The following is an 18,073-nucleotide window of genomic DNA, read 5'->3' as shown; positions in this document are numbered from 1 at the left end:
TTTGGGTTCCTGTGACAGTGTATTCACCTACAGGTAAGTGCGTATGGATATTTACCTACTGCTTATTAGGTTAAAAGTTTCCTTGAAGGGAGCGGATCTTCTGATGCCAGCTAACCATCGCCGTCAGCCACGAGGCGGCATGCTCGCCGTGGTCGTTCTGCTGCTCATCCTCGTAACCTGGACCGTATGGCATAATCGGAGCCAACCTGCGACATCGGATGCGGACTTTGCTGTATCGCATGATTTTGAACAAGTGTGGAAATGGAGCAGTACGTCCTATGCGGGCGGATCGGAAAAGGCGCACTGGTCGTTCCGCTGGGACGGTGGGGCGAAGGCAGAGGGAATCGAGCGGCTTGCCGCAGCGCTTGGATTCACACTATCAACGGGCTTGGACGGTGATGCGCCAGTTGATATTACGGCAACGAACGATGCGGACAGGCTGAAGCTTTGGGTCCGTTCGAAGCCAGTCGGGCAGCTAGGCGACTCTTCCAAAATGCCATATGAGCTTGTGTTGCTGCTGGATACGGCGAGAGGATCCGATAGCAAGGCGATTGCAGATGAGGTCAATAAGGTGGAAAATGCGGCAATCGCTGCTGGTTTGCTGTTGCAGGGAGGGTTTACTGCACGTGGAGAAATGGTGCAAGCAGATGCGCCTGGCCGGATTGCGGCTGCCGCGGGAGCTACGGAAGTGGAGGCGTACGATGACAGCCATACGTCCAGCTTGACGTATTATAGCGAGGCGCTGCATAGCGGCGTACAGAGCGGGGCGGCGAAGGTGAATTTGCAAATTGCAGGCGCGCTGACGACAGGCAAAGCTGCTCGTGAATTGATCGTTGGAGTGCCGCTAATAACGGGCGATTATACGGAGCAGAAATAAGAAAATATGCCAGCTGCTGGGCGATATTTATCCGGGCATGAATAGCATCTGCTGGCTCGATATGCTAAACTAACATAAATTGATCCATACAGTACTTGTATGAAAATACATAACAGAATGAGGGAAAAGACCGAAGTGAGCAAACTGGATACGATTGCCGCAGAGGGTGCGGTTTATTATTTGTTTGGAGCTACAGGCGATTTAGCGCGTAGGAAGCTATTTCCTGCGCTTTTCAGCTTATATAAGGAAGGCAAGCTAGCTGAGAACTTCGCTGTTGTCGGAGTTGCGCGCAGACCGCGGACGAATGAGCAATTCCGTGCTGACGTGTATGAATCGATTGGCGAGTTCTGCCGCTACAAGGCTGACGATGCTGAAGCTTGGGAACGTTTTGCGGAGCATTTCGTCTACATGTCTCTTGATATTAACAATGTCGACGGCTTCCGCGAGCTTGCGCGCCTTAGCCAAGGTCTGGACGAGAAATTCAACATTCCAGGCAATCGCCTGTTCTACTTGGCGCTGGCGCCGAATTTGTTCGGACCTGTTTCGTTCAATCTGCGTGATGGCGGCCTCCTCGAATCGCAGGGCTGGAATCGCCTCGTAATCGAGAAGCCGTTCGGCTACGATCTGGAATCCGCTCGCGAGCTGAACAAACAGCTGAACCAAGTGTTCCAGGAGTCCGAGATTTACCGGATCGACCATTACCTCGGTAAGGAAATGGTGCAAAATATTGAAGTGCTGCGGTTCTCGAACGCATTTTTTGAGCCGCTGTGGAACAATAAACATATTGCCAATGTCCAAATCTCTCTGTCGGAAACGGTCGGCGTTGAAGAGCGCGGCGGCTATTACGATAAGTCCGGCGCGCTTCGCGACATGGTACAGAACCATTCGATGCAGATGCTGGCGATGATTGCGATGGAGCCGCCGAGCCGTCTTCACCCGGAAGATATCCGCGATGAGAAGGTTAAAGCGCTTCGTTCGCTCCGTCCGTTCGAGTCGGCTGCCGAAGTGAACCAGCACGTTATTCGCGGTCAATACAGCGAAGGTTCAACCGGAGATAAAGCGCTCAGCGGCTACCGTCAAGAGGATTCGGTTAATCCGGAATCGACGACGGAGACCTATTTTGCGGCTCGTGTGTATCTGGATAATTTCCGCTGGGCTGGCGTACCGTTCTACATTCGTACAGGCAAGCGCCTACCCGTGAAGACAACCGAGGTCGTTATCGAGTTCAAGAACGTGCCGGACAATATGCTGTTCGCACAGCGTCATGATCTGGCGCCGAACCTGCTCGTTATTCGGGTGAACCCGATGGAAGGCATCTATATCAAGATCAATGCGAAGAAGCCAGGTGTCGACAACGTCGTTCAGCCGGTTTCGATGGAGTTCTGCCAAAGCTGCATGATCGGCATCAATACGCCTGAAGCTTACGAGCGTCTCATCTATGATGCGGCTCGCGGCGAATCGACCTACTTCACCCGCTGGGATGAAGTGGCGGAGGCGTGGTCGTTCGTTGACCGTATCGCAGCAGCATGGCGCGAAGATAGCTCCAATCTGGAACTTTACCCTGCGGGCTCGTGGGGACCGAAGAGCGCGGAAGCGCTGCTCGCAGCAGACGGCTTCCACTGGTGGCCGGTGAACGGGCAAGCCGAAGATAATGTCATCTGGATTTCGGGCGGACCGAAGTGACCTATAGGCAATCGGGACGCACGCGGAGCCTGAAGCATATGCTGAAGGATGGCGAGACGATCCAGAATGATTGACCGAATTAGTGTTTAGAGCTTGAGTTAGGCATGTAAAGGACGAAGGGAATAACGATGAGCAAACTTACGATAGCAGATGAGATAAAGCAAGAAGTCGAGAGACGGCGCACGTTCGCCATTATCTCTCACCCGGATGCGGGTAAAACAACATTAACGGAGAAGCTGCTCCTGTTCGGGGGCGCCATCCGTGAAGCGGGTTCCGTTAAGGCTCGTAAGGCGAGCCGCCATGCGACAAGTGACTGGATGGAAATCGAGAAGCAGCGGGGTATCTCCGTTACTTCCTCGGTTATGCAGTTCGATTATAGCGGACATCGCGTGAACATTCTGGATACGCCCGGTCACCAAGACTTCTCTGAAGATACGTACCGGACGCTTACTGCTGCGGACAGCGCCGTGATGCTGATTGACGTCGCGAAGGGCGTCGAGGCACAGACGATCAAGCTGTTCCAGGTGTGCAGCAAGCGCGGCATTCCAATCTTCACGTTCATCAACAAGCTTGACCGTGAAGGGAAGAGCCCGTTCGAGCTGATGGAAGAATTGGAGCGCGTGCTTGGCATTCGTGCCGTTCCGATGAACTGGCCGATCGGCATGGGGCGTGAGCTGTGCGGCGTCTACGACCGGATGAAGAATCAGGTGGAGCTGTTCAATGGGAACGACCACTCGACGATCTCGGTTGAGAAAGTAGCCGATTACAACGATCCGCATATTCGCGAGATGGCGGGCGATTATTTGACTGATCAGCTCATTGCGGATCTGGAGCTGCTAGACGTTGCAGGCGATCAGTTCGATTATGAGAAAGTACGCGCAGGCGAGCTTACGCCGCTGTTCTTCGGCAGTGCGGTTAACAACTTTGGCGTGCAGACATTCCTTGAGAACTTCTTGCAGCTGGCGCCTTCGCCGACTCCAAGACAGAGCACGAGCGGAACTGTCGATCCGATGAGCGAGAAGTTCTCGGGTTACGTCTTCAAAATCCAGGCGAACATGAACCCTGCGCACCGCGACCGTATTGCGTTCCTGCGTATTTGCTCCGGTCGCTTCGAACGCGGCATGAGCGTACGCCATGTGCGTAACGGCAAAGACATCAAGCTGTCGCAGCCGCAGCAGTTCTTGGCGCAGGATCGGGACATCGTAGAGAACGCCTATCCGGGCGATATTATCGGTTTGTTCGATCCGGGCATCTTCCGTATCGGCGATTCGTTGTCGCAGGGCAGCGAAATCGTATTCGACGAGCTGCCGACGTTCTCGCCGGAGATCTTCGCCAAAGTAACGGTGAAGAACGCTTTGAAGCATAAGCAATACCAGAAAGGAATTGACCAGCTGACCGAGGAAGGCACGATTCAAGTGTTCCAATCGACAGGCGGCTTCGAAGAGACGATTCTCGGCGTTGTCGGTCAATTGCAATTCGAAGTATTCGAGCATCGGATGCGTGCCGAGTACGGCGTAGAAATTCAGCTGCACCGGATGACGTTCCAGTCCGCACGCTGGATTGTAGATGATAAGATTGACCCGACCAAGTACCGGATCAATTCCACGCTTGTGAAGGATAAGAAAGATAATTATGTTGCGTTATTCGAGAACGAATACGCGATGCGTACAGCAATGGAGAAGAACCCTACTTCCAAGTTTTTGGAAATGGCACCTTAATTATCGCTGTCGCAGATGGAAGAATTTCGAACAGCTGGTTAAGGACTCGTCCTTGGCCGGCTTTTTTTTATTGGAGAGGAGAGAAAGCCGAACATGTCAACGTCACGCGTACTACGATGGGTTTCCGGTGGGCTTGAAGCATTTCTGGGCATCCCGATAGTCGGGGGGTTATTCGTCATCTCGATGTCGTGGACCCCGCTGCTAGTTATGCTCGTGCTTCACATCGTTACACTTGTTTTCTGTTCCACTGAGAATAAGGCAAAGCACGGCAGCATTCTCGGCATTATAACTTCGGTGATCGCCTGGATCCCTTTCGTCGGTATGATTATGCATATCATTACGGCGATTCTGCTTATGGTAAGTGCAGCCAAGGATCGGAACGAAGCGGTCCCGCCGCCGAATCCGCCGCACCCGAGCAGCTTCTAAAAATATCAGAAAAAGCGCCTAAAGTCGTAATCTTACATATTGACAGGCGCTTTTTTGCATGAGAAAATGTACGCGTGTACATTTCCAGTAACATGGAAGGGAGGAAGGGCTTATTCGTAGAAAAGTTGCGGAGCTTGCAGGCGTATCGGAAGCGACAGTGTCGCGAGTATTAAGCGGCGCTGATAGCGTAAAGGAAGAAACAGCGAGACGGGTTATGGAAGCGGCTAACAAGTTAGGGTATGTTCCGAATGCGCTGGCACAACGGTTTGCGCTGCGCAGAAGCGGCAACCTTGGCGTCATCCTGCCTATGCTGCCTAAAGTGAATCTCTTCTCTACGCACTACTTCTCTGAAGTGTTAAGCGGCATTGGGATAACGGCCAAGCAGCGAGGCTATGACCTGCTGCTCTTGTTCCGTGAACCCCATGAGCCACGGGATTACGCCAGCTTATTTCGAACGCAGAAGATTGACGGGTGCATCATCTTGGGTGCGCAGGACATTCCTTCCGAACGGGCAGCGCTGCGGGAGTTGAAAGACTCAGAGTTCCCGTTCTGTCTGGTCAATCAGCGTTTCGAAGGTGAAGCATTCAGCACCGTAGATGCCGATCAGCGTATGGGCAGCTATCATGCAGGCAAACATCTTGTGAAACAAGGCTATCGCCGTATCTGTTTCTTGAACGGTCCGGCGGAGTATTCGAACAGCTTAGATCGACTGAAAGGTTACCAGCAGGCGCTGGAGGAAGCAGGGCTGCCGTATAAGCCTGAGCATGTTCTCGTCGGCAACTATAGCCGAAAGAGCGGCTACGCCATTTCGGAAGCGGTTGCAAAGCTGGTGGAGAGCGGTGAAGTGGATGCGGTCATTGCCGCAAACGACCGGATGGCCATTGGGCTCATGCAAGGACTCAAGGAGCAAGGCATACGCATCGGTGAACATCTTGCGCTCGTCGGCTGCGACGATTCCGACGTATCTCGGATGACCGAGCCGCAACTAAGCTCCATCCGCGTTCCGTTCTATGAGGTCGGCTGCGAGGCGGCTTCACGGCTGCTTGATGCGATGTCAGAGAACGAACCACCTGCTCCTTTCGAAATCAGACTGCCTGTGAAACTGATTGAACGTGCATCATCCCAAGTATCCAAAGCAACTCGCGAGTAATCGAACCATTTTAAAAACCCAATTCGCTTGAGAGGTGGAAATGAGAAGATGAGCAAAATTAGAGTCGGCATGATTGGTTATAAATTTATGGGAAAGGCCCATAGCAACGGTTATCGTGCCCTTCCAATGTTTTTCCCGAAGGTAGTTCGCCCGGAGATGGCGGTCATCTGCGGACGTGACCCTATTGCTCTTGAGCAGGCGCGCGCGCAATACGGCTGGGAGCAAGCGGAGACAGACTGGCGCAAGCTGATTGCCCGTGACGATGTTGATTTGGTTGACATCAACGCACCAAGTGACGCGCATAAAGAAATCGCGATTGCTGCCGCTAAAGCGGGCAAGCATATTTTCTGCGAGAAGCCGCTTGCGCTGAATCTAGCAGATTCGATTGAAATGCTGAACGCGGCTGAAGAAGCCGGCGTGAAGCATATGGTCGGCTTCAACTACCGTTTCGCGCCTGCGATTCAGCTGGCTAAGAAGCTCGTTACTGAAGGCCGACTCGGTGAAATTTATCACTTCCGCGGCTTCTTCCTGCAAGACTGGATCGTCGATCCTTCGTTCCCGCTCGTATGGCGCTTGCAGAAGGAAATCGCCGGTTCCGGGGCGCATGGCGACCTTGGCGCTCATGTCATCGACATGGCTCGTTTCCTCGTTGGCGATATCAAAGAGGTTATCGGCATGAGCGAGACGTTTATCAAAGAGCGTCCACTCGAAGCATCGTCAAGCGAGCTTAATACTGGACTTAGCAAAAAGGCTGACAAAGACGCACCGCGCGGCGCAGTAACCGTTGACGATGCGACGTTGTTCCTTGCCCGTTTCGCAAACGGCGCGCTCGGCAGCATTGAAGCGACTCGCTTCGCGCCAGGCCATCGCTGCACGAACTCGTTCGAGATTAACGGCAGCAAGGGCAGCATCAAGTTTGATTTTGAACGCGTCAATGAGCTGGAAGTGTTCTTCACGGACGATGCTGCTGACGTGCAAGGCTTCCGCCGTGTACATGCGACAGAAGGCGCACACGCTTACAGCGAGGCTTGGTGGCCAGCTGGACACAGCATCGGCTATGAGCACACGTTCACGCATGAGTTCCATGAGTTCATGCTTGCGATTGAAGAAGATCGCCAGCCAGTGCCGAACTTCGTGGACGGCGTAGAATGCCAAGCTGTATTGGAAGCGGTTGACAAGTCGATTGAAGAACGTCGCTGGGTTTCGATTTCAGAGCTGAGATAAACATAATTTGGTAAGAAGGACGGTATCACCAATGAAAAAAGCACTCATCGTTTGGGGCGGCTGGGATGGTCATCAGCCGAAGGAAGTCGCTGAAATTTGTGAAGGCGTATTGAAAGAAGAAGGGTTCGACGTAACCGTATCGGATACGCTGGATGCTTACAAGGATGCAAAGCTGATGGCATCGCTAGATCTGATCGTGCCAATCTGGACGATGGGTTCCATTACGCAGGAGCAGCTTCGCCCGCTGCTTGATACTGTTGCTGCTGGCTGCGGCATCGCAGGCTGCCATGGCGGTATGGGCGATTCGTTCCGCAATGATGTCGATTACCAGTACATGGTTGGCGGCCAATGGGTTGCTCATCCGGGCAATGACGGCGTTCGCTACGATGTGAACATGGTGAGCGAAGATGATCCGCTGACGAAGGGCATTGGCGACTTCGAGGTGTGTACGGAGAAGTATTATATGCATGTCGATCCAGCGATTAAGGTGCATGCAACGACGAATTTTGACGATGTGTTGATGCCAATCGTTTGGACAAAAAAATGGGGTCAAGGCCGCGTTTATTACAACTCGCTCGGTCACCAAGCGAATATTGTGGCATTGCCGCAGGTGCTTGAGCTGATGCGTCGCGGCTTCCTGTGGGCAGCGAAGTAAGCTTTAGTTTGTAGTTGAATGTTCATGATTAGAGGAGGCGTACTGGTCTATGAGTCGCGTTAAAGTTGGCATTATCGGCTGCGGAAATATCAGCCATGTCTATTTCACGAATTTGAAGAAATATCCTGAGGTCGAGCTGGTAGCCGCAGCGGATATTGATATTGAACGCGCTCGGAGCCGTGCGCAAGAGTTTAACTTGGAGAAGGCGTATACAGTCGATGAGCTGCTTGCCGATCCGGAGATTGAAATCGTCGTCAATCTGACGATTCCAAAGGCTCATGCTTCGGTCTGCTTGAAAGCGCTTGAAGCTGGCAAGAATGTGTACGTGGAGAAGCCGATCGTCGTGACGCGCGAAGAAGGCCAGCAAGTGCTGAAGCTCGCTGCTGAGAAAGGGCTTCGTGTCGCAAGCGCGCCGGAGACATTCCTTGGCGGCGGCATTCAAACATGCCGCAAGCTCATTGATGATGGGGCAATCGGTACGCCGGTGTCCGCAACAGGGTTCATGCTCTGCGGCGGGCATGAGAGCTGGCATCCGGATCCTGAGTTCTATTATGAGATCGGCGGCGGCCCGATGTTCGATATGGGTCCGTACTATTTGACTGCGTTCGTTACGCTGCTTGGCCCAATCAAGCGTGTTACGGGCTCGGCGCGCATCTCGCATCCGACAAGAACGATTACGAGCGAGAAGAAGCGCGGCAAAATCATCGAGGTGGAGACGCCGACGAACATTACCGGCGTGCTTGATTTCGAGAACGGCACGATCGGCACGCTGCTGACGAGCTTCGATGCTGCGGCTGGCACTTCGCTGCCGAACATTGAAATTCACGGAAGCGAGGGCACGCTGCTCGTACCAGACCCGAACGGCTTTGGCGGCGTAGTGAAGCTGCGCCGCAGAGGCGGCGACTGGGAAGAGATTGCGCTCACGCATGGCTATACCGACAACAACCGCGGTATCGGCGTAGCGGATATGGCGCGTGCGATTCGCGAAGGCGGCGAGCATCGTGCGAACGGCACGATGGCGTACCATGTGCTTGAGGCGATGCATGGCATCCACGATGCATCCCGTGAAGGCAAACATTACGAGATGCATAGCACATGCACGCGTCCTGAACCGATGCCAGCGCTTGAAGCACAATCGAAATAACGATACACTATAGGAATGAGACAAGAGCAGCTTGCCCGCCTTGGGTAAGCTGTTTCTTTTAATAGGACTACATAGTTAGAGGAGCGCATTCGAGTATGAAAAGAGTTAAAGTCGGCGTTGTAGGCTGTGGCAATATTAGCCAAATCTATTTTACAAACCTGAAGAAGTACCCTGAAATTGATCTTGTTGCTGCTGCGGATATCGATCTAGAGCGTGCGAAACAGCGTGCGGAGGAGTTCGGTCTCGAGAAGGCTTATACGGTAGAACAACTGTTGGCTGATCCTGAGATTGAAATTGTCGTCAATCTGACGATTCCGAAGGCTCATGCATCGGTTTGCTTGCAGGCGCTGGAAGCAGGCAAGCATGTGTACGTGGAGAAGCCTCTTGCGGTTACGCGCGAGGAAGGCAAGAAGGTGCTTGAACTGGCTGCTGCAAAAGGACTTCGTGTTGCAAGCGCGCCTGAAACATTCCTTGGCGGCGGTATCCAAACTTGCCGTAAGCTTATTGATGACGGTGCAATCGGTACACCGGTCTCCATCTCGGGCTTCATGCTCGGCGGCGGCCCTGAGGGCTGGCATCCGGATCCGGAGTTCTTCTACGAGCTTGGCGGCGGTCCGATGTTCGATATGGGCCCATACTACCTGACTGCTTATATTACTCTGCTTGGTCCAATCCGCAGAGTGACGGGCTCCGCTGTAATCTCGTACCCTGAGCGTACAATTACGAGCGAGAAGAAGAACGGCAAAGTCATTACAGTTGAGACGCCTACGCATATTGCCGGCGTGCTTGATTTCCATAGCGGCGCAGTAGGCACGCTGATCACAAGCTTCGATACGAAAGCAGGCACGTCGCTTCCGAACATCGAAGTGCACGGCAGCGAAGGCTCGATTCTTGTGCCAGACCCGAACACATTCGGCGGTCCGGTGAAGGTTCGCAAGCTTGGCGGCGAGTGGGAAGAAGTAGAACTCACGCACGGCAACACGGACAACAATCGTGGTATTGGCGTAGCGGATATGGCACGCGCAATCGTAGAAGGCCGCACGCACCGTGCGAATGGCGCGATGGCTTATCACGTGCTTGAAGCGATGCATGGCTTCCACGATGCATCCCGTGACGGCAAGCATTACACGATGGAGAGCACTTGCGAGCGTCCAGAGGCAATGCCGGTTCTCGAGAGCGAACCATCTGTGTAAGATGCACTATAAGAAGTAAAGTAAAGACAGCTTGTCCAACGGACAATCCAATCTTCTCGGCTTTATGCTGGGAGGATTGGGTAAGTCTTAGGACAAGCTGTTTTGTTGTATTAGGTGGTTCTATTCGTTTCGTTTAACTTAGCTTGGACTTGGCGGCGCGCTCTCATCTACGCCGTTGAGCTCATTATAGAGTACGCCAACCATTCGCTCTTGATCGGGTTTCTCGCTGCTCCGCCATATCATTTCGAACAGAACGCCGAGCCCGGGAAGTGTTCGTTCATCATTGCCGATGGAGCTTTCGATCACGTCGGTCAGTTCCTCACCATTTTTATTTTGTACCCGACGCACGATTGCCTGCCGCAAATCAAGATTGTTCAATCTGATCCCTCCATCATAACTACAGATTCGACAGTTAATATCTCCTGTGGCGCTGCATTTCATGCCGGATGCGGCAGGCTGCTCATTCGGATAAATCCGGCAATTGTGATATACTAGGCGAAAGGTACGACTATTGGTCAGGGAGGAACATGAGCTTGGCTAAGAAGCAGTTTGCAGTAATCGGAATGGGGCGTTTCGGCTCCAGCGTAGCCACAACTCTAATGGAGCTTGGATTCGATGTGCTTGCCATAGATAGGAGCGAGCAGATCACCCAGGATGTATCGGACTGGGCGACTCACGCGGTTTCGGCGGATACGACAGATGAAGATACGCTTCGCTCACTGGCGATCTGGAATTTCGATGTGGTCGTCGTGGCGATCGGCGCAGATATTCAAGCGAGCATCCTGACCGTATTGATTCTAAAGGAGCTCGGCGTGAAGCAAGTTATTGTAAAAGCTCAGAACGAGCTTCATGGCAAATTGCTGAGCAAGATCGGCGCGGATAAGATTGTTTTTCCAGAGCGCGACATGGGCATGCGGCTTGCGCACAACTTAGTATCTCCGAATATTCTCGAGTTTATTGAGCTGTCGCAGGAGTATAGCATTATAGAGCTGAAGGCCCCGGTTGAGCTGGTGGGCAAAACATTAAAGCAGCTCGATATTCGGGCGAATTATAGATGCAATGTGCTGGCCATTAAGTCCGGCGCGGAATTGAACATTGCTCCTTTTGACGATGATTGGGTTGAAGAGAACGACGTGCTTGTCATCGCGGGCAAAAGCAAAGATATTTCGAAATTAGAACTCGATTATGCGGATTGAACGTGGGGAATAGATATGAATAAACGAATGATGAGCATTACTTCATTGCAGAACGAAAAAGTGAAAACGATGGCGGCGCTGCTTGAGAAGAAGCACCGCGACCGCACGGGACGTTTCATCGTGGAAGGCGTGCATCTCGTGCAGGAGGCGCTGCTGGCGGATGCCGATGTTGAGACGATCGTCATCGACATGGAACGGGGCATTCCCGCAGAGCTGCGCACGCTGCTGAGCCAGACGGACTGCGAGCTTATTGAAGCGACGCCGGCCATTATCGCAAAATGTACCGGAACGGACTCGCCGCCGCCGGTGTTTGGCGTTGTCGCGAAGCTGATGCCGGATAACTCGGCGCTATGGGGACCGAATTCGCTCGTCATCGTGCTTGATGGCGTTCGCGATCCCGGCAATGTCGGCACCATCATCCGCAGCGCGGACGCGGTTGGCGCCGATGCCGTCATCCTCGGGCAAGGCTGCGTCGATCTGTACAATCCGAAGACGGTTCGCTCGACGATGGGCTCGCTCTTCCACTTGCCAGTGATCGAAGGCGACTTGGCGGAGCTGCTGCCGGCGGCGAAGGAACGCGGCATCACGCTAGTCGGGACAAGCCTGCAGGCGACCTCGACCTGCTACGGCTACAACTGGAACGAGCCTACCTGGCTGCTGATGGGCAGCGAATCGCAAGGGCTGTCCGAGGAATCGCTCGCGCAGGTCGATGAGCGGATCATTATTCCGATGCACGGTCGCTCGGAGTCGCTTAATGTGGCGATGGCGACAACGGTGTTGTTGTATGAAGCGATGCGGCAGCGGCGGTATTCGGTATAGCTATAGAACATTATTGTGGGTTATAACATCAAATGAGACTGTTTATAAGATGATTTGAGACAAGTTATAACATCTAAAAATATCGAAAAACTCCCCGTAAATCAAGGAATATGGGGAGTTTAATTCAAGGAATATTAATAAAGAGACTTCAAGAATTGTGCATAGAATGAGGTTCCTATTTATATATCATACGATGAGACAATCTGAATTGCGTAGAAAGCAGTATCACCTAAAAATTTTATATGGTTTAGTGGGGGCGATCGATATGTACGAAATTGGGGAAAACATTAGACGTCTACGGAAGCTGAACATGCTCAACCAGAATGAATTCTCAAAGAAGATAGGAATTTCACAAGGTAGCTTAAGCGATATCGAATCAGGTAAGTGTAAACCATCCATTGATACAGTAGTTTCCATTTATCAGACATTCAATTGTTCTTTGGAAATGCTTCTTGTAGGTAGTGAACGCCGAGGAGATAATGACTTATCTGATCTGGAAACACGGCTATTACAAATATATCGAGAGTTGGATCCAAAAGATAAATTAGAAATTTTAGAGATTACGTCTCTTAAACATAGGATTAATAAATGATTTTGGATGAAAAATTTGTAGTTTAATTAATAGTTGACCCTGATTATGGATGATTCTCGTGATTAGGGTCTTTTTGACGGTTTTCAAATCAGCTTTAATATTCTGCTAATGGCGAGGGAGGTGAGAAAAATAAAGTTCTTCACGCAAAATAAAGTTCTTTAATCACTACGGTCTGTTATGATTCTTGTATAAAATAAAGTTCTTTAATTGCTGATATTACTGAAGCGGAGAGATAAAACGCAGATGTATCATACAGCAAGAATCGTCGCTTGTTAGACATGGAACCCTAAGGTGACTCATTCCGGTAACATAATATACAGATTAAACCTCCCAAATTTAGCGAAGCTAATAGTAATTAGCCCTTGGGAGGTTTTATTATGAAGATGAGTGAATTATGGTTGTTGTATGAGGCCGATAAACGTATTTTGGGGTTTAGTCCGCATACGTTAAAGGCATATTCACTACAGTTAAAAGTTCTAATCCGCGAGGTTGGCAACCTAAATCTTGAAGAAATATCTTTAATGTTGCTCAAGGAATATCTAGCCAGACATTCAGAAAGCTTGAAGCCAAGCAGTCTAGCCCACAGAGTTCGTTTCATCAGATCCCTATTCCGTTTTGCATTTGAAGAAGGACATATGGTGCATAACCCTGCTTTAAAACTGAAAGAACCAAAGATGGACAAACGCATTCCTAAATTCCTAATTGAAGAGGATATCATTCATCTGAAGATTAATTGCGTTTCTAGACGCGAGCACGCACTGCTTGATTTCTTTTATTGTACTGGTTGCCGAGTTGGCGAGGTGCATCGATTAAATATTGAGGACATAAACTGGGAAAACTGCTCGGCAGTTGTCAATGGGAAAGGCTCTAAGCAACGGGAGGTCTACTTTACAACGGAATGCAAAATCTGGTTAAACAGATACGTAAAAGACCGTACGGATTCCTGTAAAGCGCTCTTTGTTACGGAGAGCTTACCTACTCGCCGGATGTCGATCTCGACAATCCGTTATGAACTTAAGCAATTAGCTGCTCGAAGTAAAGTGAATGCGAATGTATACCCACATCGTTTTCGTCATACTTATGCATGTCATCTATTGGATAATGGTGCGCCGTTGGAGTTTATTCAAGGAATGTTAGGTCATGACAAAGCTTCAACAACGCAGATTTATGCCCAATTACGGGGTGAACGACGGAGAGAACTATACAGGCGTTACTTTTAAGGACTTTGAGCCCCCAATTAACTAAAGGGCTGCTAAGTTAAAATAAGTTGGCATTGAGCTTTGATTTTGAGTACATCACGCACTGGATAATTTCCAGTCATCTCATATAAGATGTTGGGTCCTGCCATGATAAGCTTACTATAGGAGGACCTTGCACATGCTCAACACAATTATCAAGCCAATGTTGCTTCAAGCTTCTTCAATAGTAGTCCCGCATAAGAATTGGATTCATCAGATAAAATGGGATGGATTTCGGATATTGATCCATTACAACAATGGGATTATTCGAGCCTTTACTCGCAATGGAACCGAAGTAACTGATCGATTCCCTGAACTTCAAAAAATCCGGTTAAACTGTTCTCAAGCCATTTTGGATGGAGAATGTATTGTCTTGGATCCTGCAGCGAAACCTTGCTTTGAGGATGTTATGAATCGATTCCATGCAAAGAAGCTTGATGCTGTTCAGAAGCTTTCTCAACAGTATCCAGCTCATTTTGCGGTTTTTGATTTGATATTCCATAATGGGGAATCCATACTAAAGACAAGTCTCCATGAGCGCCTGGAGTTGCTCCTGAGAGTTGTAATACCATCTCCGGTGATATCAGTTACATCAACGTATGAAGATGGAGAGAGCTTATTTCAAAAGGTTAAACAGCTTGGATTAGAAGGTATTGTTTCCAAAAATGCAGATAGTCATTATTATTTAGATTCAAGACCTAAGGATGTTTGGATTAAAACGAAGAACTACCGGTATGGTCAGTTTAAAATATCTGGAATACGTAAGTCAGAGTTTGGATGGAGCTTAACTGACGATGGTAAGCATATGGGAGTCATTGAATTTCCACCATCTTCTGACGTATTAAATGCATTCCGAACAGTGGCCAAGCAAATTGTCACAGGAGAAAGTAAGGACTGGATCTATCTGAAGCCGGTACTAACTTGCAATGTTAAATTTCAGTGCTATACAAAGGATAGTAAGCTCCGTCATCCAATATTTGAATCATTTGTGCTTTGAGGATAATGAAAGACAGCCCTGTAAGAATGTTCCATCATTCCATCTAGAGCTGTCTTTTTATTTTTCGAATACCTTAGCGATATACTGACCGAACTTCTTCGATACTTCAGCTTTGACAAGGCTCCTGAGCATCTCAAATACCCCACGGTACCCCTTGTTTACATACTCGTACTTAAATGCTGATTTCTCGCGGACCTCAGAAGCGTCGACTTTCCACAGCTTAATGTCTGCGGTTCGAAGTTGGTTCCGTGTGTACACGAGATCGGCATGGATCATGTCTTGGAGTTTGAGGAGCGCTGCCAGGTATAGAGACTTCATTGGTGTTGTCGAAGCCTCCATGTCCTTTCGTTGCTTTTCTACCATATCCAACATGAGCGGCAGCAGGCAGCACTCTTTAATCACCACAAGTTCTTCTGGCGTTGAGATCACACATATCACCTCTGTGGTAGTATATGCGAACATCCGTTCTTTAGCAACTTATTAACGAAATAAAGGTGTGTACTCGATCATTATCCAAAGTGCTCCGATCGCGCAAAAAGAGATGCTATAGAAACTCTTATCTTATTGGGGAGCCAGCCCTAGCTTTATGTGCAGATGCCGTTTTTCATCGAAGTAAGCGGACAGGATAATTTAAAATCATAATAGTCTTTTATGGTAAGATAATAGAACAAGATAACTTAAAGTCGTCATTTTTTTAAAATGAACAGGTATGAAACTATTATAGGAGAGTCCTAAATTGAAAAAGAAGATGAACTATTTAGTCTTACTGTTAATGATCATCTTAATGGTTGGTTGTACCAATGGAGAAAATTTAACTATTACAAATACAGAAGATGCCCAACAAGAAGTAACCACAGTTGATAAAGAACCTGAAGAAACTATTACCAAGGTCATTGAAGAGACAAAAGGAGAAGAAACTACCCAGACGGTTGTTGACGAACCGGTAGCTGAGGAAACACCAGCCCAATCAAATAATAATGAACTATTCTCAGGATACAAACGTATTGAAGTGGATGGTTGTGATTTGTCTGGGCATCGTGAACCTAATGTCGTTGTGGATGTTGGTTACGGGGACCGTGAATACTGGGCATTTACAAACGAACACGGGCAACTAGTGCGTGTCATTGCTGACGAAATCATTCTACAAGATGACAGTAATGAGTCTGTCTCATCGTCTGGTAGATATTGCTCTGATGAGGCGAAAGTCCCTGGTGTCGAAAGCGATGTATTAGATGAAGGACATGTCATTGCCGATTCTCTCGGAGGAGTATCGAATGCTTATAATATCACCCCTCAAGATAGTACACTCAACCGACATGGTGATCAAGCATATATGGAAGATGCAATACGCAAAGCAGGCGGATCTACTAATTTCGAAGCAATTATCACATACCCGAATACAGAAACTCAGATTCCTTCAAATTATAAGTATACCTATTCATTAAAGGGTAACGTAATTGTTGATACATTTGATAATGTGAACCCGGATCAAGTAAACGCATCACTCGGATTAACAGGCAGTGATTCTTCTGATTCAACTAATCCAGAGGATCTTTCTAGTGTCGATACAAACGGAAATGGAAAGGTAACGATTAAAGAAGCAAAGGCAGCCGGTTATAGTATGCCAATAACGAGGGACCACTGGCTTTACAAATATATGGATGATCGTGATGGTGACGGAATGGTAGGTGAATAAGACTAAAATAAATGAACAAAAGAACAGAATATTTTACTCGTTGGATGATTTAATACAATTTGCAAATGGGTTACATGAAACGTGGAACAGATACATCGTTTTTTCTTTGTCCTGAAGTTTGCTGCCAACTGAGAGAATCTTATTTAGGGTGAGTTGATCCATAAAAAAATAGGCATGTTGATTTTAAATAATGCTCATTTTTAGTGGATGTGACTTTATCATCATCATGTGACTTAATAATAATTCCTTTATCCAGCAGCTCCCCTTGCTGCCATACGTCAACAGGCCATTTGAAGATCCTCATTCTTTCGAAATCAGAATGAGTAATAATTGGTCGAAGTTTAGGCATAAATCCTCCAATGATGTAATAAGATCAATTTACATTATTCTGGTGCCTAACTCAACTGATGCTAGCTCGTTAACAGGCCACCTTGTTCCGCTAACGGAGCAGAATAGTTCCAATATGTGGTAGGGATTTCGTGTTTTATCACGAATAAGAAATATCTCGGAAGAGTCGCTTGATTCACTAATGATAGTTGGAGGGAATCCATGATAAATCACACGGAAATGTTAGAAATCAACAAAGCTGGATGGGATGATGTAGCCAATCAATATTTCGGAATACTAGCTTTACCGAAATATGGGCCTTATGCTCCTACAGAGGATGAATTAAACCTACTCGGTGATGTTGCTGGTAAGACAATATTAGAGATAGGTTGTGGCAGTGGGCAGTCACTCCTATACATGGCAAGTAAGGGGGCAGAAGAAATCTGGGGAATAGACTTATCGACTACGCAGGTTAATTACACTAAAGAGTTGCTCGAGGAAAACAAACTAAAAGGAACCATAAAACAGATGGCTATGGAAGATATGGTGGATCTGCCCAGAGACCATTTCGATATTGTATTCTCTGTTTATGCACTAGGATGGACAGTTGATATTGCACGTACGGTGTCAAATATATATGAAAAACTAAAAAACGGCGGGAAATTTATATTTAGCTGGGAGCATCCAATACAAAGCCGATTGGAATACGACGGCGAAAAAATTAATTATGTTCAGTCCTATAATTCTGAAGGATCTTATAAGGTAAACTGGCGGGGAGTACCGGTAATCATGCACCATCGTAAAGTCAGTACAATACTAAATGAGCTATCCAAAGCTGGTTTTTACATAGATAAAGTACTCGAAGAATCTAGAGTTCCTGAGACAGACGATAGTTCACCAAACAAATGGTATTCAGGTATGAAAGCACGTTTAAGTCCTCCAACAATAATTATAAAATGTATCAAGAAGTAAGCTAACGCTTAAAACGCCAGGATCATTCAACTAAACATTCCTGTTAAGGCTAAGAAATGGCCTTTGTCAAAAAAGGAGCGCCTCGGTATGATGGGTTTGTCCAAGGGTTAATTACCCAACACCATCAAGGAGGCGCTCTTATCATGAAGTTTAAACAATCAGAAGC

General features: G+C 48.6%; 18 protein-coding genes. 16 read left to right on the top strand and 2 right to left on the bottom strand.

Translation table 11 applies throughout. The features are described from left to right. Positions 1-103 precede the first annotated feature (103 nt). The 9 genes from AC0LWF_RS26940 to AC0LWF_RS26900 all read left to right on the top strand — a co-directional run bounded on the left by AC0LWF_RS26940 (position 104) and on the right by AC0LWF_RS26900 (position 10,070). Positions 104-877: a YwmB family TATA-box binding protein gene (locus AC0LWF_RS26940; protein WP_474654566.1), complete on the top strand. Its 774-nt coding sequence runs from the start codon at positions 104-106 to the stop codon at positions 875-877. A 117-nt stretch (positions 878-994) separates the two neighbouring features. Next, positions 995-2,560 carry a glucose-6-phosphate dehydrogenase gene (gene zwf, locus AC0LWF_RS26935; RefSeq protein ID WP_474654565.1) on the top strand — a complete coding sequence of 522 codons (1,566 nt, stop codon included), beginning with the start codon at positions 995-997 and terminating at the stop codon, positions 2,558-2,560. A 128-nt stretch (positions 2,561-2,688) separates the two neighbouring features. Beyond that, positions 2,689-4,278, top strand: a complete 1,590-nt coding sequence (locus AC0LWF_RS26930; protein ID WP_474654564.1) for a peptide chain release factor 3 — start codon at positions 2,689-2,691, stop codon at positions 4,276-4,278. A gap of 93 nt (positions 4,279-4,371) precedes the next feature. Beyond that, on the top strand, positions 4,372-4,704 hold the full coding sequence (locus tag AC0LWF_RS26925) for a hypothetical protein (protein ID WP_474654563.1): 333 nt from the start codon (positions 4,372-4,374) through the stop codon (positions 4,702-4,704). A gap of 112 nt (positions 4,705-4,816) precedes the next feature. Beyond that, entirely contained in the window at positions 4,817-5,854 is a 1,038-nt protein-coding gene (locus AC0LWF_RS26920; RefSeq protein WP_474654590.1) for a LacI family DNA-binding transcriptional regulator, read from the top strand. Between the two features lie 48 nt (positions 5,855-5,902). After that, the gene (locus AC0LWF_RS26915; protein WP_474654562.1) at positions 5,903-7,078 is read left to right on the top strand and encodes a Gfo/Idh/MocA family protein; all 1,176 of its coding nucleotides are present in this window, start codon (positions 5,903-5,905) and stop codon (positions 7,076-7,078) included. Positions 7,079-7,109: 31 nt separating this feature from the next. Then, positions 7,110-7,733 (top strand): ThuA domain-containing protein, encoded by a 624-nt coding sequence (locus tag AC0LWF_RS26910; protein ID WP_474654561.1) that lies wholly within the window; start codon positions 7,110-7,112, stop codon positions 7,731-7,733. 49 nt (positions 7,734-7,782) lie between these two features. After that, positions 7,783-8,877, top strand: coding sequence for a Gfo/Idh/MocA family protein (locus AC0LWF_RS26905; RefSeq protein ID WP_474654560.1), 1,095 nt, complete (start codon positions 7,783-7,785; stop codon positions 8,875-8,877). 95 nt (positions 8,878-8,972) lie between these two features. Beyond that, positions 8,973-10,070, top strand: coding sequence for a Gfo/Idh/MocA family protein (locus tag AC0LWF_RS26900; protein WP_474654559.1), 1,098 nt, complete (start codon positions 8,973-8,975; stop codon positions 10,068-10,070). Positions 10,071-10,208: 138 nt separating this feature from the next. Here AC0LWF_RS26900 and sspI read toward each other — a convergent pair whose 3' ends face one another. Next, entirely contained in the window at positions 10,209-10,448 is a 240-nt protein-coding gene (sspI, locus tag AC0LWF_RS26895) for a small acid-soluble spore protein SspI (RefSeq protein ID WP_474654558.1), read from the bottom strand. A 155-nt stretch (positions 10,449-10,603) separates the two neighbouring features. On the opposite strand from sspI, the gene AC0LWF_RS26890 reads away from it, so the two are divergent. The 5 genes from AC0LWF_RS26890 to AC0LWF_RS26870 all read left to right on the top strand — a co-directional run bounded on the left by AC0LWF_RS26890 (position 10,604) and on the right by AC0LWF_RS26870 (position 14,912). Then, complete coding sequence (locus tag AC0LWF_RS26890; protein WP_474654557.1) at positions 10,604-11,266, top strand: potassium channel family protein; 663 nt, start codon at positions 10,604-10,606, stop codon at positions 11,264-11,266. 15 nt (positions 11,267-11,281) lie between these two features. Next, positions 11,282-12,085 carry a TrmH family RNA methyltransferase gene (locus AC0LWF_RS26885; RefSeq protein ID WP_474654556.1) on the top strand — a complete coding sequence of 268 codons (804 nt, stop codon included), beginning with the start codon at positions 11,282-11,284 and terminating at the stop codon, positions 12,083-12,085. A gap of 208 nt (positions 12,086-12,293) precedes the next feature. Then, positions 12,294-12,677: a helix-turn-helix domain-containing protein gene (locus tag AC0LWF_RS26880; protein WP_474654555.1), complete on the top strand. Its 384-nt coding sequence runs from the start codon at positions 12,294-12,296 to the stop codon at positions 12,675-12,677. Positions 12,678-13,054: 377 nt separating this feature from the next. Beyond that, positions 13,055-13,897, top strand: coding sequence for a tyrosine-type recombinase/integrase (locus tag AC0LWF_RS26875; RefSeq protein ID WP_474654554.1), 843 nt, complete (start codon positions 13,055-13,057; stop codon positions 13,895-13,897). Between the two features lie 157 nt (positions 13,898-14,054). Beyond that, positions 14,055-14,912: an ATP-dependent DNA ligase gene (locus AC0LWF_RS26870; protein ID WP_474654553.1), complete on the top strand. Its 858-nt coding sequence runs from the start codon at positions 14,055-14,057 to the stop codon at positions 14,910-14,912. A 57-nt stretch (positions 14,913-14,969) separates the two neighbouring features. Here AC0LWF_RS26870 and AC0LWF_RS26865 read toward each other — a convergent pair whose 3' ends face one another. After that, the gene (locus tag AC0LWF_RS26865; protein WP_474654552.1) at positions 14,970-15,341 is read right to left on the bottom strand and encodes a YhjD family protein; all 372 of its coding nucleotides are present in this window, start codon (positions 15,339-15,341) and stop codon (positions 14,970-14,972) included. A gap of 307 nt (positions 15,342-15,648) precedes the next feature. On the opposite strand from AC0LWF_RS26865, the gene AC0LWF_RS26860 reads away from it, so the two are divergent. Continuing rightward, the gene (locus AC0LWF_RS26860) at positions 15,649-16,608 is read left to right on the top strand and encodes a DNA/RNA non-specific endonuclease (RefSeq protein ID WP_474654551.1); all 960 of its coding nucleotides are present in this window, start codon (positions 15,649-15,651) and stop codon (positions 16,606-16,608) included. Between the two features lie 549 nt (positions 16,609-17,157). Continuing rightward, positions 17,158-17,907 carry a class I SAM-dependent methyltransferase gene (locus AC0LWF_RS26855; protein WP_474654550.1) on the top strand — a complete coding sequence of 250 codons (750 nt, stop codon included), beginning with the start codon at positions 17,158-17,160 and terminating at the stop codon, positions 17,905-17,907. Positions 17,908-18,073 lie beyond the last annotated feature (166 nt).

Source organism: Paenibacillus sp. sgz302114, from assembly GCF_056120345.1.
Note: the sequence above shows the minus strand (reverse complement) of the source record. Positions and strands in the feature narration are given on the sequence as shown.